This window comes from Desulfocicer niacini (assembly GCF_054657595.1).
This window is the reverse complement of record NZ_BAAHYK010000031.1, coordinates 21383-47192: the sequence shown is the minus strand read 5'-3', so window position 1 is coordinate 47192 and position 25810 is coordinate 21383. Positions and strand designations below refer to the sequence as shown.

Below are 25810 nucleotides of genomic sequence, written 5' to 3'. Positions count from 1 at the left end.
AATTAAGCCCGAATGAGGAGAGCATGCATAGATTTGAAAAACATTATGTCCCCGCCGGCAGCTACTATGTTGGTAAGTCAGCGCCTTTAATACTGAAGGCCTGGCTGGGAACCTGTGTCGGGGTCGCCCTTTTTGATCCAAAAAGCAAAATCGGCGGAATGATTCATATACTGCTTGATAAGCCACCCGCACACGCGAAAAACCAGGATTATTCGAAATATGCCACAACCGGCCTGCCTGTTTTATTTGAGAAGCTGCTGGCCCTGGGAGCTTCAGCAAAACATATCGTCGCATGCATTGCCGGTGGTGCACTTGTGGGACCAATGCATAAATATGACTTGGAATTTGATGTTGGCGGGCGTACCATGGAACGTGTTGTGAATTTTCTCACAGAAAAACAAATACGCATAACAAAGTCAGAAAGCGGCGGTTTTTTCACCTGCGCCTTAAACCTCAATATGCAAACCTGGGAATGTACTATTGACCCCATTGTATTTGAAAATGCGACCCCCAGGGATCATATCCGGATATCGACTGTGGATGAGATCAAAGATTCCATGCAGAACCTCCAGCCCATCCCACAGGTTGCATTAAAAATTCTACGACTCATCAACGAAGATACGTATGATATATCCTTGCTCAGCTCAGAAATAAAACAAGATCAGGTGCTCAGCGCCCGCACCTTAAAGCTTTGCAATTCAGCTTTTTTCAAGAAACGTAAAAAAATAGAAACAATGGATCATGCATTGGTCTATCTGGGTCAGAAAGTATTGGTTAAATTTATAATTTCGTCTGCCTTAAACACTTTTTTTGAACAGACAGGTATGGGTTACTCCCTCTGCAAAGGAGGAATCTATCACCATGCCGTTGGAACAGCCATCATTGCTGAGAAAATTGCAGAAAAAACAGGAAAAGCGGATATGGCTCTTGCTTATACCGGAGGGTTATTGCATGATATCGGCAAAGTACTCCTGGATCAATTTATTCAAGAATCATTACCGTTATTTTACAGACAATTATTTGAACAAGGAAAAGATTTTCAAGAAGCTGAAAAAAAGATCCTCGGAATCAATCACTGCCAAGCGGGAAGTCTCCTTGCTCAGCAATGGTTTTTTCCGGAGTCACTCAAAGAGGTCATAACATATCACCACAGCCCAGAGAATACAGTCCATTACAAAACGCTTGTCCACATCATTTATCTGGCAGACCTCGTCATGTCAAGATTCCATGTTGGATTAGAAGTTGAACAGGTAAATACCGACCAGTTACCCCAAAGATTGGATACACTGGGTTTATCAATGAAATCATTTCAGGATATTATAGACATGCTTCCCGTCAAAGCATTGGAGCCATCCCCACGCATGGTCTCCATGGCCTAAGGAATTTAGAGTGTAGCGCTTCGAGGAGGTTAAACCCAATTTATATGAAATATTATCTTTTATTGATTGCTTCAGTCATTGTTTGTGCCTTGTTTGTGATTGGATTTCCAAATTTATTATTAAAACGAACACGACGCGTTAAGGCAAAATCACTTCATCAGGATAATTTTATAGTGAACAACCTCCTTGAAGGCATTCCGATTCCCACCTTTGTGGTTGATAAAAATCATGTGGTAACCCATTGGAACAAGGCCTGCGAATCATTAACAGGGAAAAAGTCAGTTGAAATGGTGGGGACTAAAGACCATCCCAAGGCATTTTATGATGCTCAATCATATTCAATTGCTGACTTGTTGCTGGATAATGCTCTTAGCAAAACCATACAGAGGCACGGCAATGGAATATACAAAAAGTCATCTACAATGGCAGGGGCATACGAAACAGAAATTTTCTGCAGGCACCTTGGCATTAACGGAAAATGGCTTTATGGATCAGCAGTTTTAGTCAAAGACGAAAGCGGTAATATAAACGGTGCCATTGAAACCTGGCAGGATTTAACGGAATCAAAACAGCTGGAAAGGCAACTTATTCAGTCACAAAAAATGGAGGCCCTCGGTACCCTTGCCGGCGGTATCGCCCATGATTTTAACAATATTTTATCCATGATAATTGGATATGTGGATCTGGCGATTTTCAACCTGCCAGAAGACTCACCACTGAAAAATAGTATAAAACCAATACTTTCTGCTGCCAACCGAGGAAAAGGACTGGTCAAACAGGTTCTAACATACAGCCGCAAGGCTGAAATCAAAACAGAACCCCTTCTTGTCCGTCCATTAGTGGAAGAAACACTTGAGCTTTTTACCATCTCCTTACCAGCAAATATTACAATAAACAAAATCATACAGTCCAATGCGATGGTAATAGCAGATCCATCCCATATCCACCAAATTGTCATGAATTTATGTACCAACGCTCTCCATGCAATGAAAGACACGAATGGAAGTTTGACTGTGGCCCTGGAGGATATACAGGTGGATGAAAATCAGGTCAGCCATGAACTATGCCTGATACCTGGAGAATTTGTCAAATTAACCGTTGCCGATACAGGTCATGGAATCCCCACAGGTATCCAGAACAAAATTTTAACCCCATTTTTTTCAACAAAAAAAAGGGGGGAAGGCACCGGCATGGGGCTGGCCATGACCCATGGAATCGTGCAGCAATATAACGGGATAATTATGTTTGACAGTGATCCAGGTAACGGTACGAGCTTTTACGTATATTTACCCAAATATATTGATCATCAGGATTAATTTATTTAAGCATGGTCACAATATAGGCCACTTTTGGGTGGGCTCACCAATTATCATGACGACCCGATGTAAAGATCAATCCAAATTTTTATCATTTTTTTATACCCACTATTGATCCCGAGCTCCAACCTGAATCTTTTAAAGCGTGGGGTGCAGAAGCCTTAAAAATTAATTTTTTCCAATTCATCCACAATCATTTTAAGATCCGGACGAACATTAATATCACCCACATGGACAAACCGAAGTTTACCGGTTTTGTCAATAAGGAAAAGAGCTCTGTCTGCCATGCCGTCGGATCGCAACACCCCATAGCGACGGCTGACATCGCCATGGGGCCAGAAATCTGATAACACATCAAACCAGAGTGTTCCCATCTCTCCGGTCCAGGCAAAAAGTGTGGGGATGTTATCCACACTTATACCAAGGACAATGGTATCTGCTCCTTCAAATATTTCCCGGGTAATATTGTAACCCGGCCATTGATCCGAACACACCGGCGTCCATGCCGCCGGAATAAAAGAAATCAGGACATTCTTTTTTCCCCGGAAGGACTTCAATGCAACGGATTTTCCTGAGACGGCGGGCAATTCAAAATCCGGGGCCATGTCTCCAACCTGAACCTTGAGCTGACTGTCCACGGGCAGTAATTTTCCCGGATCAAAAATTTTATTTCCAAATCCCAAGGAACCGGCCATGGCACTGCCAGTGAAACCCGCAAAAAGCATGAATAGTACCAGACATCCAAGCCTTCGATGTATCATGGACATGACTGTTTATTTCACTCCTGTTTTTTTACGTAACGACGGGGTAACGATGGGGTCAGGCTTGCGTTATTGGCATTATCAGTGCTTTTGGCATTTTAACAGGCTGGGTTCGATAACGTTAATAACACAAGCCGTTGGTCTGAAATTCAGATCCATATACGGCTATGATAATACCGGAAACATGGAAATGGCACCCCCATGATGATCACATGGGATCATTGCGCTTTTTTCAAAAGACTTTTAAGAAATACTTCCGGGTGGGGTGCATCCCCGGGACCGGAGTAGAACAGATCAAAATCACCCTTTTCATTGCGCTTCAAGCCAAAGAAATGAGGGGTTCTGACCTCTCCTATTTTTTTATGAATGACAAAATCGCCGTCACTGAAAAGGGGGAAGTCAATGGCATATTTCTTTCGGAAAAACTCAACTTCAAAGGCGGAATTGCCAGCACCAATGCCCACCAACCGGATACTTTTTCCCTGGGACGGCAGGGCCTGAATCAGGTAAAACAGGGTGTTGACATTGGCGGCCTCCCGCTGGCAGATGGGGCAATACATGGAAAATATTTCAATAATAACAATATCTGCCTTGATCTGCCCCAGAACAAAAGGTTCCCCATTCTCCAGCCCCAGATATTGGCGATGAACGTCACTTGCTGGCGCAGACAGTGAAAAATCAAGTGTCGGTTCACTCGCCTGCCCCGGAACAGGACCGCACCAGATGGTGAGGGTCAGCAGGATCAGGCATATGAATTCAATACATCTCATGGTCATCTCCCCAGAATAGTGTATTTTTTTATTTAAAAATGCCGATAGCAGCCCCCCCAAGGGCCGTCCGGTCCAGCCCGATCGGCCCCAAAGGCGATCAGCCCTTTTGCCCTGCCGGGCGTTAAGGAGCGCAGGCTGTTTGAGGACAAACCTGCCCGCAGTTCCTGCGCTTTAGACCGGCAGTGCAAAAAGGCCGCCGACGGTCCCGGGCTGGATCGGATGGCCGTTGGGGGCGTCATATTGCCATTTTCATCAGTTGTTATTCTCTACCAATAATATCAAATCCAGGCGCATAGTAGCGTCGTATCAGACAGCATTGATCGGAGAAGCGCCATTGGTGTACCCCTTTTCCCGGGCCTTGATATCAAGGTGCAGGGAAGAGACCATCTCAAGACCGGGGAAAAACGCACGCTCCATGTTCCTTAAATCCACCACCTTAATATATTGATGGCAATGATCACAGAGATTGACCCGGTATTCGGCCTCTTCATCGCTGAAAAAATAAAGCTGCATGTCTTTATCGGTATTTTCACAGAAAACACACCCCATTCTTCCCACAACCCATTGATGACTGCAGAAGGCGCACTTTAAATGGCGCTTACCAGTCTCATCAAAAAATGCCATGTCCGGCTGATTGCCACAGATGGGGCAATAGTTTTTTTTCATGTCCGGCAGGGGGGCAAGATAGCTTGCAAGCTGTTCTGAACAGGCCTGAATACTTGGCAGCATACCCGAATAGGTAAAAAACATAAGTTGTGTAACAAGAACCCCTGCCGTTTGGGCCTGTTCTGCCAGAACGGTTTCCTGATTATTTAAAATGGCGGTTACCACCTTTTCCAGTTCAATGGTTTTATCCGTCAGTGCTTTTTTCAGCAAACCCGCCGCCTCGGACAGTTCCGGAGCCAGCCCATGGGCCAGATCACAGAGTTTCAAAAACAACCGGGAGGTCTCTTCCATATCAATTAAAAAAGCGGAAGGATCTATTAAGGGTAACTGGTTTTTCTGTTTCAGGGCAAGTTGTTCGCGTTCAATAACAATGGGGGACAACATAATTTCACCCCGACTTTCTTCCTGGGCCAGAAATACCTGGCTGTAAAAGTCCAGGATAGGCTGGTAAACAGGTCTGATCTTTTTAATCACATCGGCGGTCTGTTTTATCTGGTCCATGGTGTTCATAGGGCATTCCTTGTTTCTTGTTATGTGGGGTTTTTATATGAAAAGGCAACCTCCAAGGCAACCTCAGCAGAGCCGCCCCCCCGATGGGTAATAGGAACCGGACAATCGAGCTGTCTACAGTTCCGGTCCGAGCCCATTGCCCGTCGGGGCGGCGGCATAATACCATTTGGCTCCGCGTCTACGACCCGTTATTCGTTGTGACAGGATAGTCTGTCATGTGGCTTATATGAAAGGCTCATCTTGTTGAAATCGGGCTTGATCACAAGACCGGACACTTTGAGATAACAGGTGAGTGTCCTCATGATCAAGCCCATATTACCAACAAATTACACGCGCATCATCCTTGCAAAGGGCCCTATCATTTTTCGAAGGGCCACACTGCGGCTCATACCTCTTGGTGTAAGACGAGCCACTGCATATTCCGAATAAAGTTCCGGGTCAAATCCCACCAGATAGATAACATTGACCAGATCGGGATTCAACAGCCTGGCTTTGGGATATCTGAGCCTGACCCTGTCAAGACGTTTTTCTGCAAGGGCAAGCATCTCATCACGATCCCCAAAATTCATGGCCCCGGTGGGACAGGCCGTAACACATGCGGGCTTCAACCCGTTGTGCACCCGATCGTTGCACATATCACATTTGGCAAGGGTTCCATCAGCTGCCTTTCTGGGAATATCGTAGGGACAGGCGGCAATGATGTCATCTGCCTCAAGCTTTCGGGTTTCCCGGGAATAGAGAATAGCCCCGGTGGCATCATCTCTGTAAATGGCGGTTTCGTCATAGGCGGTTTCAAGGCAGGGTGCCTCTTCACAATGTCGGCATTGATCCGGAAAAAACAGCCACTGAAGTTTTCCATCAATGACCTCTTCTTTCATCCTGACAAGCTTATAGGTATCAAAGGAGAGATCCTGGGGATTCTGATGACTCCCTATATTTTTTGTTTCTTCTGCAGGAAGATCATGCCATTGCTTGCATGCCACTTGGCAGGCCCTGCAGGCGGTACAGACTGTTGTATCTATGAAAATTGATTTTGACATGGTGTCATCCTCTCCTTAAAGCTTTGTCACGTTGACCATGAAGGCTTTGGTCTCAGGAATCCGGGTATTGGGATCTCCCGCCGGCGGGGTCAGAAGGTTGGCACTCTCTTCTGTGCCGGTGGAAGGCCATCTCCAACCATAATGCCAGGGAATCCCCACCTGGTGAACGGTGGCGTACCCGACCTGAAAGGGTTTAAAGCGTTTGGTGACAATGGCGGTGCACTCCAGATTGGACCTTGCACTGGACACCAGAACCCGTTCTCCGTTTTTAATCCCCCGAAGTTCTGCCAGCTCTTCACTCATTTCCACAAACACATTGGGTTCCAGCTCCATGAGCCATTTCTGGGGGCGGGTCATAAGCCCCGTCTGCCAATGCTCGGACACCCGATAGGTGGTGCCCACAAAAGGGAATCTGGGATCGCAAGTGGCATGACCGTCCTCTTTGGTGGAGTACACCACCGCTGTGGGATTGACCATGCGGGAACTGAAATAATTCTTTTCCACAGGACATTCCAGGGGTTCGTAATGCTCGGGGAAGGGGCCATCTGCCCTGCCAGGCCCAAAAATCTGCCCAAATCCGTGTTTTCTCATGATAAAGGGCTGTTTGGCATCGGCACGCTTTGTTCCATCGGGATTTTCCAGGGGATACCATCCGCCGTCGGGCACATCACCCAGCCATTTTTTGGAGGTATATTTGCCGTTTTTGGCATCTCCGGCAAATTTGATCACCCACTGTTTGTCATCCCAGGGTTGACCCTTGGGATCCACCGATGCCCGATTGTAAAGAATCCGGCGATTCACCGGCCAGCACCAGGCAAATTCCGGGTAAATACCGATGTTATTTTCTGCATCCTTCTTGCTTCTCCGGGCGGACATGTTGCCTTTTTCCGTGTATGAGTTGCAATACAGCCAGTTGCCCGAAGAGGTGGAACCATCTGCCTGGAGAAATGCAAAACTGGGTACAAGGGTACCTTTCTTAAAGGACTTGCCGTTCACCGTCACATCTTTGATAAAATACCCGTTGATCTCCTTGGCTGCCTTGTGGGGATCATAGGCACCGTTGGTTTCATAATCCCATTTTAAATTGGCAATGGGTTCTTTAAAAACCCCATCGGATGCGGCGTATTTTTCCTTGATGCGATGGCCAAGCTCCATGATGATGTCCCCGTCGGGGCGGCTGTTGCCAAGGGGTTTCGGGCCCTGGTAACGCCACTGCATCCATCGACCGGAATTGGTGATGCTGCCCTCTTTTTCCACGGACACCGACGCCGGAAGCATAAATACTTCGGTGGCGATTTTGGAAGAATCAGCCCCCGGTCCCCGCCAGAAAGAGCCGGTTTCATTGTCAAAGATATTGACATTGACCATCCAGTCCAGTTTTTCCATGGCCTTTCTGATTTTTGAGGCGTTGGAACCGGAACAGGCCGGATTCTGACCCCAGGCAAAGAAACCATTCATTTCGCCTTTATACATGGCATCAAAGAGATCAAACCATGAGTAGACCCCGCCGTCATCGGTCTTTGGCAACCAGTTGAACCCGAACTGATTGTCAGGGGTACCCTTGTCTCCGAAAAAAGATTTCAAAAGACTCACGGAATATTTAGGGTAATTCTGCCACCAGTTGGCGGATAGCGGATCATTACTTTTGGGGGTAAATTTTTTGTTGTAGGCTTCAAGGCTGGCCGTGGAGGCACTGGGGGTTTTGAGGTAGCCAGGCCAGATATGCCATAACAGGCAGTGATCTGTGGAGCCCTGAACATTGGACTCCCCACGAAGGGCATTAACGCCACCACCGGCAACGCCCATATTGCCGAGCAACAGCTGAATCATGGCCATGGTGCGGATAATCTGGGTCCCCACGGTGTGCTGGGTCCAGCCCATGGCGTACATGATGGTACCGGCTTTCCCCCTTGCACCGGTTTCACAATAGGTCTCATACACCTTCAATAGATCTGCTTTGGAGGTCCCTGTAACCTTGGAAACCGTGTCCAGATCATATCGCTGGTAATGGGTTTTCAAAAGTTGAAAAACACATTGCTTGTGGGAAAGGGTTCGGTCCACTTTCGGAATGCCTTTGTCATCCATTTGAAAGGCCCAGGAGGACTTATTATAACCGCCCATGGAGGGGCCGGCCCCTTCATTCTTTGAGTATCCGGAAAAAAGCCCGTCCTTGAATCCAAAGGAATCATCCACAAGAAAAGGGGCATTGGTATAGGCTGCCGTGTATTCTTTGTTGTACAGATTGTTGTCCAGAAGATACTTGATCATGCCTCCCAGAAAGGCAATGTCTGTCCCGGATCGTAACGACGCATAGATATCTGCCTTGGATGAGGTTTTGGTAAACCGGGGATCCACACTGATGAGAGGAGCCCCTTTTTCCATGGCCTGGGTCACATATTTAAAAGAGATGGGATGATTTTCGGCAGCATTGCTGCCCATGATGAGAATACAGTCACTATTTTTGATGTCAATCCAATGATTTGTCATGGCACCGCGTCCAAACGACTCTGCCAGAGCCGCTACAGTTGCGCTGTGTCAGATACGGGCCTGATGTTCGACATACACAAGCCCAAGGGAGCGCATTAATGCCTGATAAATCCAGCACTCCTCATTGTCCATGGCCGCAGAACCCACAGATGCCATGCGCCTGGTTCGGTTAACAACCTGGCCCTTGGCATTGGTTTTTTCAAAGGTCTTATCCCTGGTTTCTTTCACCTTTTCAGCGATTTTGTCCAGTGCCCAGTCCCAGGAAACCGTCTGCCACTTGTCCGAATAAGGGGCACGGTACATGGGTTCGGTGAGGCGATTTTCATTTTCGGTGAGCTGTTTGATGGCAGATCCCTTGGAACAAAGGGACCCTCGGTTGATGACATGATCCGGGTCACCTTCAGTGTTGATGACACGACCATCCCCCCGCTTGCTGGTGTGGACAATAATACCGCACCCCACTGCACAATAACAGCAGATGGAGGTGGTTTCCTTTGCATACCGTGTTTTCAACATGCCGGCATGGGATTTGACCGGCTTAAGGTCAAACCCCAGTCCGCTGACGGCAATACCGGCAGCGGTGGCACCGGAAAACTTCATAAAATCTCTTCTGTCGAGTTTCATGTACATACATCTCCCTTTAAAATTAGGCCCATGCTTACAATCCTTGGGCTTGGTCACAACATGGGCCACTTTGGGGTGGGGTCACCAATTGTGACGGGCGGCCCACGCTGTGACCAAACCCTAATCTTCAATACCTTATTGATTATATGGCAATAACATAAAGGGGGTTACAGAAAGGTTACAGGGGATAATTATCACTGGGTATTTCTGGGATGCAGCCTGCATGCCCGTGTTTATTTTTTACGTCAGGTATTGCAGAAACTCCCATCACGGCTGGCCTTTTCCGTGCCTTTGGATATCCACTTCAAAAAACGATTGAAAAAACCGTCTTGCTTCCGATCATTGCCCTTACTTTCCGTCTTGTTTTCTTCCTGAATATTTTTTTCCATAATTTCTCCCATGATGTTGTGAATAAGCCCAACAGAGGTGCATTCCCATTTCCTCGGCATTGTATCATACAATTCCATGGAGCTTATTTCTGGGCCAACGGGGTCAGGCTTGTTTTATTGACATTATCGACCACAGCCTGTGCAAACGCCAAAACCACCGATAATGCTAATAACGCAAGCCTGACCACATTTTCAATTAAGCCTGAGATCAGGAAGATGTGAATGCGCCTGTCCAACAGTTACATCCCTTGACATTGTGGCATTTTATCACTAATAAATAATGTTGAACATAAGGATTCTCAGCCAATGGAGTGCATTCCCCTTTTCCCGGTAGAGGGGCATTAGCGATGGGGGCCAGGCGTACCTTAAAATCAGAGGCTTGGTCAAAATCAGATTCACAGGATACTATGATGATACCGGAAAAATGGGAATGCACCCAGGTAAGGCTTTATCCGGACCCTGGAACCATGACCGAAATATGTTGCACAACAGATGGTTGACCCAAGACAGGAGTGGAAGTGGCAATAAAATCAAAGGCATGGCATGATAACATGATGGAAACCCGGGTTCACATTGAAATAGAAGCCCGCTATCTCTTCCTTCTGGAGGTTTTTAAAGACTACCCTGCCCTTGGACAGGAACTGACGCTGTTTTTAAAAGAGCTGTGCAACCCCATGAGAAACTGGGATTTTCTGGTGAAAGAGGCCAGAAAATATTGCCTGGACAATCTTAATATACTTCGATCCCACCCCTTTGGTATAAGGGCTGTAGCCGGTTTTATTGATATATTTCACCGGGCAGTGGAATGCGCAGATACCCGGGAAACCCGTCAGGAAGCCGTGGACCAGTTACTGCAGTTTCTCCAACGTATTCTCCGGGAATATGGGCCTGATGCCGTAACCATAATGCCGGAAATAAATCGATCCCTGGTACGCATGCATCAGTACGATGACGACCGTTTTCTGCTGTTTGTAAAAAGTTACTACCGCCTGAACCGGCTGGCAGCTCTGATGTTAAAACTTTCCTCCCCCGAGGTCAGCCAGTGGCAGCCCCTGAACCGGGTGCTGTTTCGGTACCACGGGATGAACTGCACCATATGGCTCCTTGAAGAGGATCCCTTCACCGCCTTTGAAAGAGAGACAGGGGAGTCAAAACTTTCCCCCCGCGTGAAATCACTTTTTGATCCCATCTCCCATGAATCCATGGAGCGGATCCGTACACAACTTAAAAAAATGAAGCAGGACAATGAATTTCACAATGCAGCCATGACATTGCAGTTAATGAAATTTCCTGAATTCAACCAAATAACATCTGTGTATAAAGAGTTACCAAGACAGCTATTTCAAGCCGGAGAAACCCGCCGTCAGGGAAACCACTGGAAGGTCATTTCTCTGTTTCAGATCATAAACATCCCCGATCTTGCCATGATCCATGATGCCACATTGAAGGAAATCAACGCCACTTTAAGGTGGCTCATCGGCCATGAAAGTAGCCCCTACATCACGCAATTAATTCTCCAGACATTTACCATTTTAAAACTCAGGTCCCAGGCCTTTCCCGAGGCAACTCTGAATGCCATTTTAAATATGGGAAAAGGGGTTTACAACACCGGAGACAGCTATCTGGTAAAATTCTTTATTAAATGTGTTATCAGTTCAGGATTTCAGTTCCCGGACATAAAAGGGGTGGGACACAACTGGCAGGTAAAATCCAACCATGCCCACCTTTTAAATATACGGGTGTGGCTGGAGCTCATTTCCATGAATCCCCACTGGTCCATCAGTCTTATGTCCCGCCTGACCATTTATCTTTCCATATGTGGCGTATTTATAAAAGATACGGATCTTTTCCCCCGGGATATTACCAACCTTTTAAACAGCCCCATTGAACCGGTGTATCACCTTTTAAAGCAGCTGACCCGGCTTTTTCCTGTTTATTACAATGAAATCGGGGCAGAAGGCACCATACGGGATCTGTCCACCCGCATTGATGAGCTCAGCCAGCGACAGGATATTTTAATACATTTTTACCGTAAAAGAATCCATGTGGAGAGCAGTAACCGCATCATAGCCATGACCGAAGCCATTTTTACCTTCTGGCAAACGAAACGGATAAAAGGTCTTCTTCACTATGTGCCCAAGGATTTCACAGAACAGATTACCGCAGATACCCGCTATATTGACGGGGTACACGAAATAACCCAGATGCTGCTAGCCAACGGCATTGATATCCCCGAAGATCTGCTTTATTTGCCCGAAGACGAGCTCAAGGACATCATTTACCAGAGTGGTTCTTACAAAACAAGTCAAGTGGATCGCGAACGGGTGATGCTGCTCATCAGACTTTACCGCCTTCTCTATCAGAAATACACCCCCTCCTGTACGGAGATCAATCAGTACTTGGCCCACATCAACACGGCCCGGATTCCCCGGTTTAAAATTTTACGAGATGCCCTGGATGCCCAGAAAAATCCCGCTGTAAAGGTAAAGGCCCGACTGCAGAAACTTTTAAATTATCTGGGCCTGCTCAAAAAGGAACTGTTGTCAGAAGACAAATCCGAAGCCCGGGAGGATATTTTTAAGAAACGTCATTTCACGGCGGACATTCCTTCCCTTTACGGCAGTTACCATGAACCCAAATTTGATGCTCTTGGTTTGACTTTCCGCCTGGAATCCATGGTCAACCCCCTTTTTGAACAGCTCATTGAAGAACTGGATCTCACCCTGATCACCAAGGTGACGGTGCACAAGATCAGAAACCGCCTTCGCATGTTCTACACGGCCTTAAAGCTGGACGGCATCTCCTCATCGGAATATGAATTTCAGATGGTGCTGTTGACCCATTCCCTGGAGGTTCAGGGTTTCTCATTTACACAGTTTCTCGATATTTTCCAGAACTTGACCAAGGCCGTGCAGAACATCATGAACGACTATTTTCATACGGTTCACCAGGAGCACCTGGAAGATGCCCTGAAACGGATTCCCCTGGATCTTTTAAAAGAAAAATATGACACCGGAGATGGACTGACCAATGTTGGCGAACAGGTGGCCGAGGTGTTTTTCCGGGAACGCATGGCCACCTCCCTGGGTCTTCAACAGCTGGATCTTTTCTTAAGTAAAATCCTGACCACCCTGCACCAGCAGGCAAAGCAACTTCCCCAGGAACATCTTCAGAAACTGTTAATGTATGATCCCAAACGCATTCTCACCTCATTAACGGAACCAAAATCCTGGATACTGGGAGCCATGGATCTGGGTAACAAGGGAAATAATCTGGTGACTTTAAGTGCCTGCAACCTTCCGGTGCCCCCGGGATTTATCATCACCACAGAGGCCTTTCGATACCGGGAGCTCATTGACTCCTATCCCCCGGCCCTGGCCAATTTCCGGGAACAGGTGCTTTCTGCCCTGGGGGTGTTGGAAAAGACCACAGGTAAAACCTTTGGTGATCCGGAAAATCCCCTGCTGCTGTCTGTTCGAAGTGGTTCTGTCATCTCCCAGCCAGGCATGATGGATACCCTTATTGATGTGGGCATCAATGAAGACATTGCCCGGGGGATTGCAGAGAACACCGGAAACGGATGGCTGGCCTGGGATAATTACCGTCGGTTTCTTCAGTGCATCGGCATGATCCAGGGCATGAAACGGGATGATTTTGATGCCGTCATCCTTAAATTTAAAAAGCAATGGAACCTTCCCTACAAAATTCTGTTCTCCGACGACCAGATGAAAACCGTAGCCCTGGCCTACCGGGACAAGGTTAAAAAAGAAGGGGTTCATTTCAGCGATGATCCTTTAAAACAACTTTTCCAGGCCATTCGTCTGGTATTTGATTCCTGGAATGCCCCCCGGGCCCGGGCATATCGCCACATCATCGGCTTATCCCAGGATTGGGGCACCTCGGTGACGGTGCAGCAGATGGTGTTCGGTAATATTTCCAAAGGGGCCGGCACCGGTGTCATCATCACCCATGATCCGCGTTCCCCCAGAAACCAGATCAATCTATGGGGCGATTTCACACGCAAAAATCAGGGGGAGGACGTCGTAGCGGGTCTTGTGAACACCTTTCCCATTTCCATTGCCCAGCAGGAAAGGGAAATGAGAAACACAGACACCACCCTGGAAAGTCATTTCCCTGACATATACAAGGGTCTTCTGGCCTGGGCCGACACCCTTATCAACAAACAGGGCTGGAGCCCCCAGGAAATTGAATTCACCTTTGAAGGTCCCCGTCGGGAGGACCTTTACATTCTGCAGTCCCGGGATCTTGGCATCCGGGAAAAAAAATCCAGACCCCTGTTCCATTCACAGGCCCGGGCCATGGCCGAAAGCCGATACCTGGGCCACGGCATCGGGGTCAGCGGTGGGGCCATGTCCGGTCGTCTGGTCTTCAGTCTCCAGGATATCCGCCACTGGCGCAGCCAGGAACCCGAAACCGCTCTGATTCTGGTGAGAAACGACACGGTACCCGATGATATCCGGGAAATCCACGCAGCCGACGGACTACTCACCGCCCGGGGCGGCATGACCTCCCATGCCTCTATTGTGGCCTATCGTTTGAACAAAACCTGCGTTGTAGGATATCGTAACATGGTGTGCAACGAACGCAAAAAAGAATGCCGATTTGATGATATTCTGCTGAAAACCGGCGATTTCATCAGCATGGACGGACACAAGGGCAGTGTTTTCAAAGGCAAAATTGACATTGCCGCACCGGGGGAGAAAAAAAATCAAATAACCACTGACTCTTTAACAGTATTAAATTAAGGACAAATTATGAATTTAAACGAAAATGGCGGGAAAATTGGAATTAACGGCTTTGGACGCATCGGCAAACTCACGGTCTGGCACCACATCGGCAGAAAATACTTTGATGAGATTGTCATCAATGTGGGCCGACAGGTGGGCAAGGGCATGGAAGATCTGGCCCATTACATGGAACGAGACTCCACCTATGGACTCTTAAGTTCCTATCTATATGGATTCAAGGGCAAGCCGGTTATCACCGACATCAACGAAACAGACGGTACCATGATGGCGGACGGAGTGAAAATAACTTTTCTTAGATCCGCCAGAAATCCTGCAGACATTGCCTGGCAGGACAATGGCGTAAAACTGGTGGTGGATACCACCGGACAATTTCTTGACCCCCTTGCCCCGGCTGATACCCCCAAAGGCGCTTTGCGGGGACACCTTGCAGGTGGTGCAGAAAAAGTAATTGCATCTGCCCCCTTCAAATTCAAGGACAAGGGACTGGATCTGAAAGGCGCCATGCCAGAAGATGCCGTCACAACGGTTATGGGCATTAACGATCACGTGTATGATCCGAGAAAACATGTGCTTATCTCCAATGCCTCCTGCACCACCACCTGTCTTGCCCATATGATGAAGCCAATGCTGGATGTCATGGGACCCCAAAAAATTTTGTCTGCCTCCATGGCCACCATCCATGCTGCCACCGGTTCACAGCAGGTACTGGATCGACTGCCAGGATCAGGTGCCAAGGATTTACGAAAAAACAGAAGCATCCTCAACAATATTATTCTGACATCCACCGGTGCCGCCAATGCCCTTCGACTGGTTATCCCGGAAATGGAACGGATTGGGTTTATTGCAGAATCCGTTCGAATCCCCACCAGCACGGGATCACTTGTTATTCTGGTACTCAACCTGCAGGAAGATCTGTCAGGCGAGCCCATCCGCCGGGATGTCATCAACAACGTCTACCAGCAAGCAGCAAAGAACGACACCCGGGGATATCTGCACTACACAGAAAAACAAAACGTGTCCTGTGATATTGTCGGCATGCCAAGGGCCGCCGCCACCATTGAAGGCCATGAAACCCACACCCGGACGGCTGAGATCAATATAAATCTGTCCAACGTGCCGGGGTTAGACCAGAGCATCATTGCAACACTTGAAAATAAAAACATCCATGTACCCGTGACCCAGACCGTAATTTACGGCTGGTACGACAATGAACTGGCAAGTTACGTTAATATGCTGGGTGACCGCACAGTTACCATCGCAGAGGACATGTAAGATATTTGGTCCATGGGGGTTATATGTAAAAATAGCCCCCATTTTCATGCTTCGCTGTGTCGACAGGCCGACATTCTGCTAACGGTCCACGGCCAGCTTTAAACCAAAGGCAATCATCACGGTGCCTGTTACTCCCCCTATGATTCGGCTGACCCGGGGCCTTTGCAGCCATTTTCCAGCCTGATTCACCGTAATGGCCAGAAAACACTGCCAGATCATTGCAATCATAAAGTGACATGCGGCCAGCATCAGGGACTGCATCAAGGCAGATCCCGAAGGGGTGATGAACTGTGGCAGAAAAGCCATATAGAAAACAGCTGTTTTGGGATTAAGCACGTTGGACAAAAAGCCTTCTCTTAATGAACTCATGGGGTTAAAACCGGTGGACATGGGCTCATAACCGGGCTTGAGTATCGGCTGTTTTATGGAAAGCACCTCCTTCCAGTTATTGATCCCAAGCCACATGAGATAACAGGCCCCAAGCAGTTTAAAAGCCATGAAAGCCCAGGCTGTGTGCAATAAAATAACAGAAATACCCACGGCTGAAATCCCGGCATGGACAAAAAGCCCAGAACATATGCCAAGACTGCTGAACGCCCCATCCCTAAAGCCTCCCCGGGAGGTATTTCGGATAATCAACATGGTATCCACCCCCGGTGTAATGGTCAAAAGGGTGATGGCGATGAGATAACCGGGGAAAAAAGAAATTTCCATGACATGCTGTTCCTTAATATTTGATGTTATTAACAAACCTGGATGTTCAGGCATCCTTCAGGTGCCCCCAAAAATCAACTTGACGGTATAAGAAAAAAAACTATATCTATGCAAATGATTACTTTTCTTGATGTTCGCACCATGCTCGTGGTTATGGGTGCCACCATTCTCATCTCCGGCATTTCCATGATGTGTTATGCAATAAATCGCAAAATATACGGGGGCTTTGGTTTGTGGACCACAGGCCTTTTGTCTGGAGCCACCGGTTTTTTTCTCATCAGCTTTCGTCATATTCTTTCCGATATCATTACCATTATTCTGGCCAATGCCCTGGTTTACCTGTCCGTCATTCTGATTTATCTGGGGTTTGCTGCAATGGCGGAGAAAAAGATTAATTTTAGATTTCATCTTTCAATAATGGCGGCCCTGTCCTTTGCAGTGAATCCTTTTTTCACCTATGTCATTGCAGATCCCCCCGCACGCATCTGCCTGATTTCCTTCACCGCAGCCGTGTATTTTATCCTTGATGCCCGGATGGTCATGTTTCAAATAAAAGACAGTCATTTCAGACAAAATGTTCTGCTTTGCATCACCCTCATACTGCTTGCCGCGCTCTCCGGGTTTCGGGGAGTCTATTATCTTCTTCCACAACATGCAATAACGGATTATATGATCAATGTTCCGGCCCAGGGAATATTTTTACTGCTGATAACCCTTCTTCACATTTCCTTTGTAATGGGACTGATGCAGCTAAACGCCCAGATTCTTGAAAGGGAATTACTCCAGGAACAGGCCCGTCTGAAAAAAAGTGAAGAAAAATACCGGCAACTGGTGGAAGCATCCCGTCAAGGGCTGATCATTGCCCGGGATAACCCCATTGAATTTACGTTTATCAGTACCCCCATGGAAACCATCACCGGCTACAGCCCCAGCGAGTTGAAGCAATTGTCCCAGCAGCAGATGGTTAAACTGATACATCCCGATGATCAGGCCCAATTTCTGCACAACTTCAAAGGCCGTCTGGCGGCTCAGGATCTGCCTTCCATTCAACAGTATCGAATTATTCATAAAACCATGGGGACTCGATGGGTTGAAACCTACACGTCCCGCATTGAATATGAAAGCCACCCCGCCTTACATGCCCATTTTCTGGATATCACCCCCCGAAAACAGGCCGAAGCCATCAACACGGCACTTTTCACCATCGCCAATGCAGTGAACACCACTCCGGACCTCAATGCACTGTACCGCACCATCCACACCGCCCTTGGGACCATCATTGATGTGACCAATTTTTTCATTGCTCTGGTGAATATTAAGGCAAAAACCCTTTATTTTCCATATTTTGAGGATGAACAAGATAAGGATTTCCCACCCATCAGGGATTTCAGCATCAACCAGTCATTGACCGGCATGGTGGTTTCCCGGAAAGCCCCTGTTTTTCTGGATGAATCAACGCTGAAAAAACGTTCGGCGGAAAAAGAAATACAGGGAACCGCCCCCCTGATCTGGATGGGGGTTCCGCTTATTTCCAGAGAAAAGATCATCGGGGTTGTGGCGGTGCAAAGTTATACTAACCCAAACCTTTATACGGAAAAGGATGTGGAAATTCTTTTAGCGATTTCCCATCAGATTGCAATTGCCATTGAAAGAAAACAGGCGGAAAACGCTTTGCAAAAAAGTGAAAAAAAATATCGCCACCTGTTTACCACGGCACCGGCCGGCATTTATGAAATTGATTTTGAAAAAATGAAAATAATCAATGTCAACGATATCATGTGCAGATACTCCGAATATACGGAAAAAGAAATTCTGACCATGAATCCCTCTGATCTGCTGGATAAGGACGGTCAAAAAAACTTTGCCGAACGTATAAAATCCCTGAAAGCCGGCCATAAAATTCCCAAAACGGCGGAGTTTAATATTGTTAAAAAAAATGGTGAGGCATTACCGGTTCTTTTGAGCAGCGATTTAATCCATGAGGAAAACCACTTAAAGGGCGCCGTGGTGGTGGTCCACGACATCACCGAACGTAAAAAGATGGAACAGGAGAAAATACAAGCCCATAAAGTGGCATCCGAACAAAAAAAACTAGCTCTCATCGGCCAAGTCGCCGGTAAAATGGCCCATGATTTCAATAACATTCTGGGCATCATCATGGGTAATATTGAATTGATGCTCCTGGACTGTGAGAATTCGGCCATGACCAAAACTCTGGAATTGATCCTGAATCAGACCATGCGGGGAAAAAGCATGACCCGGAACCTGGTGGCCTTTGCCAGAACACAGGAACCCAGGCAGTCCTACTTTAATATCGCTGGAAAAATCGATGTGGTACTGGCCCTCATGAAAAAAGATCTGGAGGGTATTCAGGTGATAAAGAAATACCAGTCCCATATGCCCGACCTGCTGGCTGATCCAGACATGGTGGAACATGCACTGGTAAACCTGCTGCAGAATGCTATTCATGCCCTGGGACGGACAAAAAAACCCATGATCACCCTCAGCACCCAACACCTTGAAGACACCATCTGCATTAAAATCATGGACAATGGCTGCGGAATTCCCCGGGAACACCTGAAAAAAATATATGATCCGGCCTTTACCCTTAAAGGCGGCAACGACACCAGCGGTGCCTACCCAAGCCATGTGAAGGGTACCGGATATGGCATGGGCAATGTGCAAAAATATGTTCACCAGCACAAAGGAAGCGTTCAGGTAACCTCCAGCATCAATGCAGGCACCACTGTTACCATCACCTTTCCGGTGATTGAAAAGCCGCTTACAAGCTGGAAGAAAAAAGAAACATTACCCCCCCCAATTCACAACGGCAGGCACATCCTGCTGGTTGAGGATGAACAGGATATTTTCCATGTGCAGTACCGAATATTAACCCAATCCCCCTTCCATCACAGGGTGGATGTGGCACACAGCGGTCAAACCGCCATGGAACTTTTTGATAACAACAGCTATGACCTTGTCAGCCTGGATTACATGCTCCCGGGGGAATACAACGGCATGGCCGTTTACCACCACATTCGACAACAAAATTCAAACATCCCCGTTCTCTTTATTTCCGGAAACATTGAATTTCTGGAATCCATTAAAACACTGAAAGATCAAGATCATCGTCTGGAGCATCTGTCCAAACCCTGCAAAAACAAAGCCTACGTGGAAGGCATAAATGCCCTGCTGGACAAGAACTACGGACATGTCCATGGGAGTTGACCACTCATGTTTTTTACAAATATTTTACAATGCCGAATGGGCAGGAAGACCAAAGTATAACCCGCTTAAATAAATAAAAATACTAACTTAACACCAGTACAAATCACCCAAAAAAATCAGGATATGCCAAGGCTCCCCTTGTATTTCCCTTTTTTCTCCATTATATCCTTCGGGTTATGATTCCAAATACAGATAAAATAGCTGTTGTGGGCCTTTCGGGTATTTTCCCCGGGGCCCACGATGTGAATATCTTCAGGGAAAACATCCTGGCAAAAAAAGAGGCCATCGAGAATGTACCGCTCCAACGATGGGCACTCCCACCGGAACAGGTGCATTCCACCACCCATGAACCTGACACTGCCGCCTCAAAACGGGCGGGACTCATCACAGGGTTTAAATTTGATCCCCATGGATTTCGGGTAACACCGGAACTGTTATTAAGGCTTGATCCCCTGCATCATCTGACGCTTTCAGCAGGAAAACAGGTCATCTCCCAATGTTATTGCCCGGATGAAATCAAGGCAAAAACCGGTGTAATCCTTGCCGCCATATCTCTACCCACCCAGTGCACTTCGGATATTGCATGGCGGGTAATCATGGAAAACCAGGGACAGACACTCACAAGGTTTGATGCCCTTTCCGCCGGGGTGGTTTCTGTGCCTGCGGCCCTGCTGGCAAGGTCCATGGGGCTAATGGGGGGATGTTTCACCCTGGATGCTGCCTGCGCTTCTTCCCTTTTTGCCATCAAGCTTGCCTGTGATCAGCTGGTCCGTGGCCGGGCGGATATGATGATTGCAGGGGGTGTGTCCCGGCCCGATTCCCTTTATACCCAGATTGGATTCACCCAGTTAAAGGCCCTGTCTCCTTCGGGACGGTGCGCCCCCTTTGACAGCCGGGCCGACGGGCTTGTGGTGGGTGAAGGCACAGGCATGGTGGTACTGAAACGCATGGCAGACGCTTTGGCCTGTGGTGACACCATCCACGGGGTCATCACCGGTGCCGGATGGTCCAATGACATTGGCGGCAACTTGGTGGCCCCCTCCTCGGACGGGCAGATCCGAGCCATGGCCGCCGCTTATCAACAGGCCCGATGGTCCCCCGGTGATGTCCAGCACATTGAGTGCCACGGCTCCGCCACACCGGTGGGGGACGGTGTGGAATTAAACTCCATGAAGCGGCTATGGGAAAATGCCGGAATCACCCGGGGAAGCTGTGCCATCGGTTCCGTTAAATCCATGGTGGGGCATCTTCTCACTGCAGCCGGAGCCGCAGGGTTTATCAAAACCCTCCTGGCCATGAAGGCAAAACAGTTGCCTCCCTCTTTAAATTTTATTTCTCCACCAACAAACAGCCCACTTTCACACTCCCCCTTTCGGGTGCAGACCGATCCTGAACCCTGGGTGCCCCAGTCCCTTTCCGGAAATAAAACCCTTACTCCGGCCCGGCGTGCCGGTGTCAGTGCCTTCGGGTTTGGCGGCATCAACGCCCATGTACTGGTGGAAGAATTTAGAAAAGAAGCACCCGCCTTTTATTACACCTCTGAAATTAAAAATATAAATAAAATTACTGCCCAGGCAAACGGTTCTGACTGTGCGGATAAAAAGACGTGCCATGATCATGGACGCCATTCCGGGCACCCCATGGAAACCTCATCCCCAAAAAACAGACGACGCTTTTCCCATCCTGACCATGCCGTTGCCATCATCGGCATGGCCCTCTTAACCCCCCGGGCAGACAATCTTGAGACACTTTCCCATTTAATGATTTCCCCTGAAGGGATATCTGCCTTGTGTCAAACCCAGGGACCGGCGCAAAACAACGGTGTGTGGCTGGATGAAATCAAAACCTTTGCCGGTGAATTTCATATCCCCCCCAATCAGATCCCGGATCTGCTTCCCCAGCATCTTATCATGCTCAAAGCCGCCATGGCCGCATTAAAGGATGCAGGCATTGCCCCCCGCCCCGGTAAGGATCAATCTCCAAGGACACGGTTTGGAGCGGCCATGGGTATTGAATTTGATCACGGGGCCACGGATTTTCACCTTGGATGGCTACAAAACCACGAACATTACACATCCCCAGCGCAATCGCTCCATCCACCTGACGGGCATGATTTGCGGTTTGCGCCCCTCACGGCCAACAGAACCCTGGGGGCACTGGGGGGCATTGTGGCCAGCCGCATTGCCAGGGAATTTCAGCTGGGAGGCCCCTGCTTTACCCTTTCCGCCGATGCCGCATCGGGCATAAAGGCCATTGAGGTGGGGATAAATGCCATTGGGGCCGGAGAAACCGATCTGTTTCTGTGCGGAGCCGTGGACATGGCCGGGGATCTGCGCCAGCACCTTCTGGCCCGGTGTCTGGAGGGCACAGATTTTGGGAATTCTGTGAAAAACGGCAATGAAAAAGCCGACAAAAGCACATTTAGCTCAGACCAGATTCCGCCATACTCAGAAGGTGCCGCCGCCGTGGTGCTGAAATCCCTTGAAAAAGCCCTGGCGGACGGGGATCGCATTTACAGTGTCATCACCGGCACAGCGGACAGCAGCGGCGGGGAACTGGCCGCTGAAAATCCCTCCACCACACCGGCACTTGAAAAAGCATATGAATCAAGTCTTGAAACGGCCCTGAAGGCAAGCCACCTTTCTTTTGCCGACATTGATTTTCACATGGGGTCGGGCCATGGCATGGGCCGAGCCATGGCATCCCGGATATTAAAAAAAAACCATAACTCCCAGAAAAAAACCACTGGGAGGGCAACCATGGGAGAAACCGACCGGGTGCTGGGCCACACCTTTGGCATTTCCGGTCTTGTTTCAACAATCCAGGCATCCCTTGGGCTTTACCATGGTCTTCGGCCCACCGGGACCGGGACCATATCTCCCCCTGATCTTTCTGAAAATCGGTCAACCCCAGGCATCACCTGGATCGCCCAAGCCATGGAGAAAAATGACACAGCCCATGCCTGTGTGGCGTGCATCACCCGGGACGGTGCCTGCAGCCACATGATATTGCAATCATCCCCTGCCGGTTTGTCCCCCCTTGAAGACAAACGAAAATCTTCATTTTCAGATAAAGGAAAAAGCATCACTCACCCCACCCTTCATTCCCGGGATATTCCCACAGCTGATTTACCAGGACATGCAATTGTTTTAAAAGCCCATCGTTTTTCTTCCGCACGCCTGGATACCCCCAGGGATATTCCCCCGACAACCACAGGACCTCAAACTCGGCGATTCCCTGACGCAGACCGGCACAAGAAAACACCCCAAGCCCCAGATCCCTCAGCTGACTCCGGTGCAATTCAGTCTGCCATGCATGAAGAGATACCCCCTGCCAAGCCCGGTGAATTGCCATTTTCAAAAGAAAAAGAAACACCATCACCACATCATTTTCCCTCATCCGCAGCCATAACCACCCGTGCCCACATGAAATTTCTGGACCTGTCCCGGGAAAACACCATGGCCTTTGAAGCGCAATTTAAAACTCTCACCCAACTTGCCGCAACCATGGTCAACTCGGGTGGTGCTGCCCCGGAAGGGTTTCCGGCAAGAGACCATATGGAAAAAACGCATATCAATGATCCAATTGACGGAGATAACCAAAAAACAGTGCCACCCCTGTTTAACCGTTCCCAGTGCCTGGCCTTTGCTGTGGGAACTGCCGGCAGTGTCATGGGGGAAAAATTTAACATCATAGATACCTATCCTGTGCGGGTGAGGTTGCCCGATGAACCCCTGATGCTGGTGGATCGCATCCTGTCCATTGAAGGGGAAATGTGCTCCATGGGACCCGGCAAAATCATCACCCAGCACGATGTAAAACCCAAGGCCTGGTATCTTGACGGCGGCAAAGCCCCGGTTTCCATATCCATTGAAGCCGGTCAGGCAGATCTGTTTCTGTGTTCCTGGATGGGCATTGACCATCAGGTCAAAGGACACCGCCGATATCGGCTCCTGGATGCCCGGGTAACCTTTCATCGTCCCCTGCCCCACCCTGGGGAAACCATAGAATATCACATTGAAATTGATCGATTTTTAAAACAGGGAGAGGTGTATCTCTTTTTCTTCCATTACAAAGGATACATCAACAAGACACTGTTCATATCCATGCGGGACGGGTGTGCGGGATTTTTTACGCCCCAGGAGGTGGAAAACTCCGGTGGAATCATCCTGAAAAAACAAGAAACCATAATGGAAGAACGTACCGATTCTTTTCAGATTCCAGTACCGGTTAAAAAAGAATCTTACACGGAGAATCAGGTGGAGGCCCTTCGTACAGGAAATCTGGAAACCTGTTTTGGCAATGGATTCAAGGACATTGTTCTGGGAAAAAACATGAGATTGCCCGGGAACCGCATGCACCTCATTGACCGGGTCCTGTCCTTTGATCCGTTTGGGGGCAGGTTTGGGCTTGGCTGCATCACTGCCGAAGCCGACATCCATCCCGACGACTGGTTTCTCACCTGTCATTTTGTGGATGACAGGGTCATGCCCGGCACATTGATGTACGAATGCTGTGCCCACGCCCTGCGCATTTTCACCCAGCGCATGGGCTGGGTGTCCCCCCGGAATGATGTACATTATGATATCATTCCAGGACTTGAAAGTGACCTGAAATGCCGGGGACCGGTAACCCCGGAGACAAAAAAAGCCAGATACGAAATAGAAATCAAGGAGATGGGTTACCATCCGGAACCCTATGTGGTGGCAGATGCCCACATGTTTTCCGATGACCATCGCATTGTACTTTATAAAAACATGGGAATGAAGCTGGTAGGCCTTTCCCGCCGGGAGATTGAACTGATGTGGAGTAATAGATGAAATATTCAAAGGTCTACATTGATGCCCTGGGCTATGAACTGGCCCCCCACGTACTGACCACCGATGAGATCGAAGAACGCCTTCAACCCTTTTATAAGGCCTCCGGTTTTAAAATGGGACAGCTTGAGGTGTTGACGGGTATCAAGGAGAGACGACTGTGGGATGTGGATCACACCCTGGCCCAAGGGGCAGCAAAGGCCGGGCACAAAGCCCTGGAAGCAGGGGGGGTATCCCCCAACGATGTGGGTGCCCTGGTGTTCTGCGGTGTGGGCAGGGACGGATTTGAACCGGCCACAGCATGTGCCGTGGCCGATGCCCTGAAAATAAGCAACACCGCCCATGTATATGATGTATCCAATGCCTGCCTTGGCATGATTTCGGGCATGGTGGAGGTGGCCAATGCCATTGAGCTTGGCCAGATCCGAGCGGGCCTTGTGGTGTCCTGCGAAACGTCCCAGCAGATTGTGGACGCAACCATTGATGAAATCAACCGGGAAAAAAGCATTCCGTTTTACACAACAACCATTGCCACCATGACCGGGGGCTCTGGGGCGGCGGCCATCCTTCTCACCGACGGAACCCTGGGAAATGATGGGGGACGACGTCATGCCTTAAAAGGTGGTGTGCTGAAACATGACAACCGGTTCCATGATCTGTGCCGCTGGACCTTCAGTGAACCGGGCATGCCCACCCATGCCACAGTGCAGATGCGCACCAACGCCCACGGCGTGCTGGAAAACGGGCTGGCCCTGGCCGGGGCAACCTTTAAGGAATTTATCCATCACATGGATATCCCCAACGGCATGCCCGATAAATTCATCTGCCACCAGGTGGGTTCCACCCACCAGAAGATGTTTCACAAAATTTTAAACATTGATCCGGCACGGGATTTTTCCACCTTTCCCTATCTGGGCAACATTGGTTCTGTATCCCTGCCCATTACGGCGGCCATTGCCCAGGAACGGGGGTTTCTTGTTCCCGGGGATTATGTGGGGTTTATGGGTATCGGGTCGGGGCTTAATTGTCTTATGATGGGTGTTGAGTGGTAAATGGGGGGGGCTGGAT

At 48.7% G+C, this 25810-nt stretch carries 15 protein-coding genes; 7 read left to right on the top strand and 8 right to left on the bottom strand.

Annotation, left to right across the window (positions count from 1 at the left end; translation table 11 throughout):
- The first annotated feature begins 23 nt into the window (after positions 1-23).
- Entirely contained in the window at positions 24-1379 is a 1356-nt protein-coding gene (locus ACYQ2M_RS16580) for an HDOD domain-containing protein (RefSeq protein WP_459917480.1), read from the top strand.
- 44 nt (positions 1380-1423) lie between these two features.
- Entirely contained in the window at positions 1424-2695 is a 1272-nt protein-coding gene (locus ACYQ2M_RS16575; RefSeq protein ID WP_459917479.1) for a two-component system sensor histidine kinase NtrB, read from the top strand.
- A 161-nt stretch (positions 2696-2856) separates the two neighbouring features.
- Here ACYQ2M_RS16575 and ACYQ2M_RS16570 read toward each other — a convergent pair whose 3' ends face one another.
- The 7 genes from ACYQ2M_RS16570 to ACYQ2M_RS16540 all read right to left on the bottom strand — a co-directional run bounded on the left by ACYQ2M_RS16570 (position 2857) and on the right by ACYQ2M_RS16540 (position 10178).
- Positions 2857-3462 (bottom strand): peroxiredoxin, encoded by a 606-nt coding sequence (locus ACYQ2M_RS16570; protein ID WP_459917478.1) that lies wholly within the window; start codon positions 3460-3462, stop codon positions 2857-2859.
- A gap of 212 nt (positions 3463-3674) precedes the next feature.
- Complete coding sequence (locus ACYQ2M_RS16565) at positions 3675-4226, bottom strand: peroxiredoxin family protein (RefSeq protein ID WP_459917477.1); 552 nt, start codon at positions 4224-4226, stop codon at positions 3675-3677.
- A gap of 306 nt (positions 4227-4532) precedes the next feature.
- Complete coding sequence (locus ACYQ2M_RS16560) at positions 4533-5402, bottom strand: formate dehydrogenase accessory protein FdhE (RefSeq protein WP_459917476.1); 870 nt, start codon at positions 5400-5402, stop codon at positions 4533-4535.
- Positions 5403-5728: 326 nt separating this feature from the next.
- Positions 5729-6442: a 4Fe-4S dicluster domain-containing protein gene (locus ACYQ2M_RS16555; protein WP_459917475.1), complete on the bottom strand. Its 714-nt coding sequence runs from the start codon at positions 6440-6442 to the stop codon at positions 5729-5731.
- Positions 6443-6457: 15 nt separating this feature from the next.
- Complete coding sequence (gene fdnG / locus ACYQ2M_RS16550; RefSeq protein ID WP_459917474.1) at positions 6458-9553, bottom strand: formate dehydrogenase-N subunit alpha; 3096 nt, start codon at positions 9551-9553, stop codon at positions 6458-6460.
- Between the two features lie 245 nt (positions 9554-9798).
- On the bottom strand, positions 9799-9942 hold the full coding sequence (locus tag ACYQ2M_RS16545; protein WP_459917473.1) for a hypothetical protein: 144 nt from the start codon (positions 9940-9942) through the stop codon (positions 9799-9801).
- An 83-nt stretch (positions 9943-10025) separates the two neighbouring features.
- A complete protein-coding gene (locus ACYQ2M_RS16540) occupies positions 10026-10178 on the bottom strand; it encodes a hypothetical protein (protein WP_459917472.1) in 153 nt (50 codons plus the stop codon).
- A 282-nt stretch (positions 10179-10460) separates the two neighbouring features.
- Between ACYQ2M_RS16540 and ACYQ2M_RS16535 the strand changes: the two genes are divergently transcribed.
- Both ACYQ2M_RS16535 and ACYQ2M_RS16530 read left to right on the top strand, forming a co-directional pair.
- Positions 10461-14708, top strand: coding sequence for a PEP/pyruvate-binding domain-containing protein (locus ACYQ2M_RS16535; RefSeq protein WP_459917471.1), 4248 nt, complete (start codon positions 10461-10463; stop codon positions 14706-14708).
- Positions 14709-14717: 9 nt separating this feature from the next.
- On the top strand, positions 14718-15983 hold the full coding sequence (locus tag ACYQ2M_RS16530) for a type I glyceraldehyde-3-phosphate dehydrogenase (RefSeq protein WP_459917470.1): 1266 nt from the start codon (positions 14718-14720) through the stop codon (positions 15981-15983).
- A 78-nt stretch (positions 15984-16061) separates the two neighbouring features.
- On the opposite strand, the gene ACYQ2M_RS16525 is transcribed toward ACYQ2M_RS16530, so the two are convergent.
- On the bottom strand, positions 16062-16697 hold the full coding sequence (locus tag ACYQ2M_RS16525) for a LysE family translocator (protein WP_459917469.1): 636 nt from the start codon (positions 16695-16697) through the stop codon (positions 16062-16064).
- Positions 16698-16805: 108 nt separating this feature from the next.
- On the opposite strand from ACYQ2M_RS16525, the gene ACYQ2M_RS16520 reads away from it, so the two are divergent.
- From ACYQ2M_RS16520 to ACYQ2M_RS16510, 3 genes are all read left to right on the top strand, one after another.
- Positions 16806-19925, top strand: a complete 3120-nt coding sequence (locus ACYQ2M_RS16520) for a PAS domain S-box protein (protein ID WP_459917468.1) — start codon at positions 16806-16808, stop codon at positions 19923-19925.
- Positions 19926-20101: 176 nt separating this feature from the next.
- Complete coding sequence (locus ACYQ2M_RS16515; protein WP_459917467.1) at positions 20102-24745, top strand: beta-ketoacyl synthase N-terminal-like domain-containing protein; 4644 nt, start codon at positions 20102-20104, stop codon at positions 24743-24745.
- Positions 24742-25794 carry a 3-oxoacyl-ACP synthase III gene (locus tag ACYQ2M_RS16510; protein ID WP_459917466.1) on the top strand — a complete coding sequence of 351 codons (1053 nt, stop codon included), beginning with the start codon at positions 24742-24744 and terminating at the stop codon, positions 25792-25794. Before ACYQ2M_RS16515 ends, ACYQ2M_RS16510 begins: the two co-directional genes overlap by 4 nt.
- Positions 25795-25810 lie beyond the last annotated feature (16 nt).

Excerpts from the sequence above, each read along its gene's own strand:
- ACYQ2M_RS16520 (WP_459917468.1), top strand. The coding sequence starts at position 16,806 with ATGCAAATGATTACTTTTCTTGATGTTCGCACCATGCTCGTGGTTATG.
- ACYQ2M_RS16515 (WP_459917467.1), top strand. The coding sequence starts at position 20,102 with ATGATTCCAAATACAGATAAAATAGCTGTTGTGGGCCTTTCGGGTATT.
- ACYQ2M_RS16525 (WP_459917469.1), bottom strand. The coding sequence starts at position 16,697 with ATGGAAATTTCTTTTTTCCCCGGTTATCTCATCGCCATCACCCTTTTG.
- ACYQ2M_RS16510 (WP_459917466.1), top strand. The coding sequence starts at position 24,742 with ATGAAATATTCAAAGGTCTACATTGATGCCCTGGGCTATGAACTGGCC.
- ACYQ2M_RS16555 (WP_459917475.1), bottom strand. The coding sequence starts at position 6,442 with ATGTCAAAATCAATTTTCATAGATACAACAGTCTGTACCGCCTGCAGG.
- ACYQ2M_RS16545 (WP_459917473.1), bottom strand. The coding sequence starts at position 9,942 with ATGGAAAAAAATATTCAGGAAGAAAACAAGACGGAAAGTAAGGGCAAT.
- ACYQ2M_RS16570 (WP_459917478.1), bottom strand. The coding sequence starts at position 3,462 with ATGTCCATGATACATCGAAGGCTTGGATGTCTGGTACTATTCATGCTT.
- ACYQ2M_RS16565 (WP_459917477.1), bottom strand. The coding sequence starts at position 4,226 with ATGAGATGTATTGAATTCATATGCCTGATCCTGCTGACCCTCACCATC.
- ACYQ2M_RS16560 (WP_459917476.1), bottom strand. The coding sequence starts at position 5,402 with ATGAACACCATGGACCAGATAAAACAGACCGCCGATGTGATTAAAAAG.
- ACYQ2M_RS16580 (WP_459917480.1), top strand. The coding sequence starts at position 24 with ATGCATAGATTTGAAAAACATTATGTCCCCGCCGGCAGCTACTATGTT.
- ACYQ2M_RS16575 (WP_459917479.1), top strand. The coding sequence starts at position 1,424 with ATGAAATATTATCTTTTATTGATTGCTTCAGTCATTGTTTGTGCCTTG.
- ACYQ2M_RS16530 (WP_459917470.1), top strand. The coding sequence starts at position 14,718 with ATGAATTTAAACGAAAATGGCGGGAAAATTGGAATTAACGGCTTTGGA.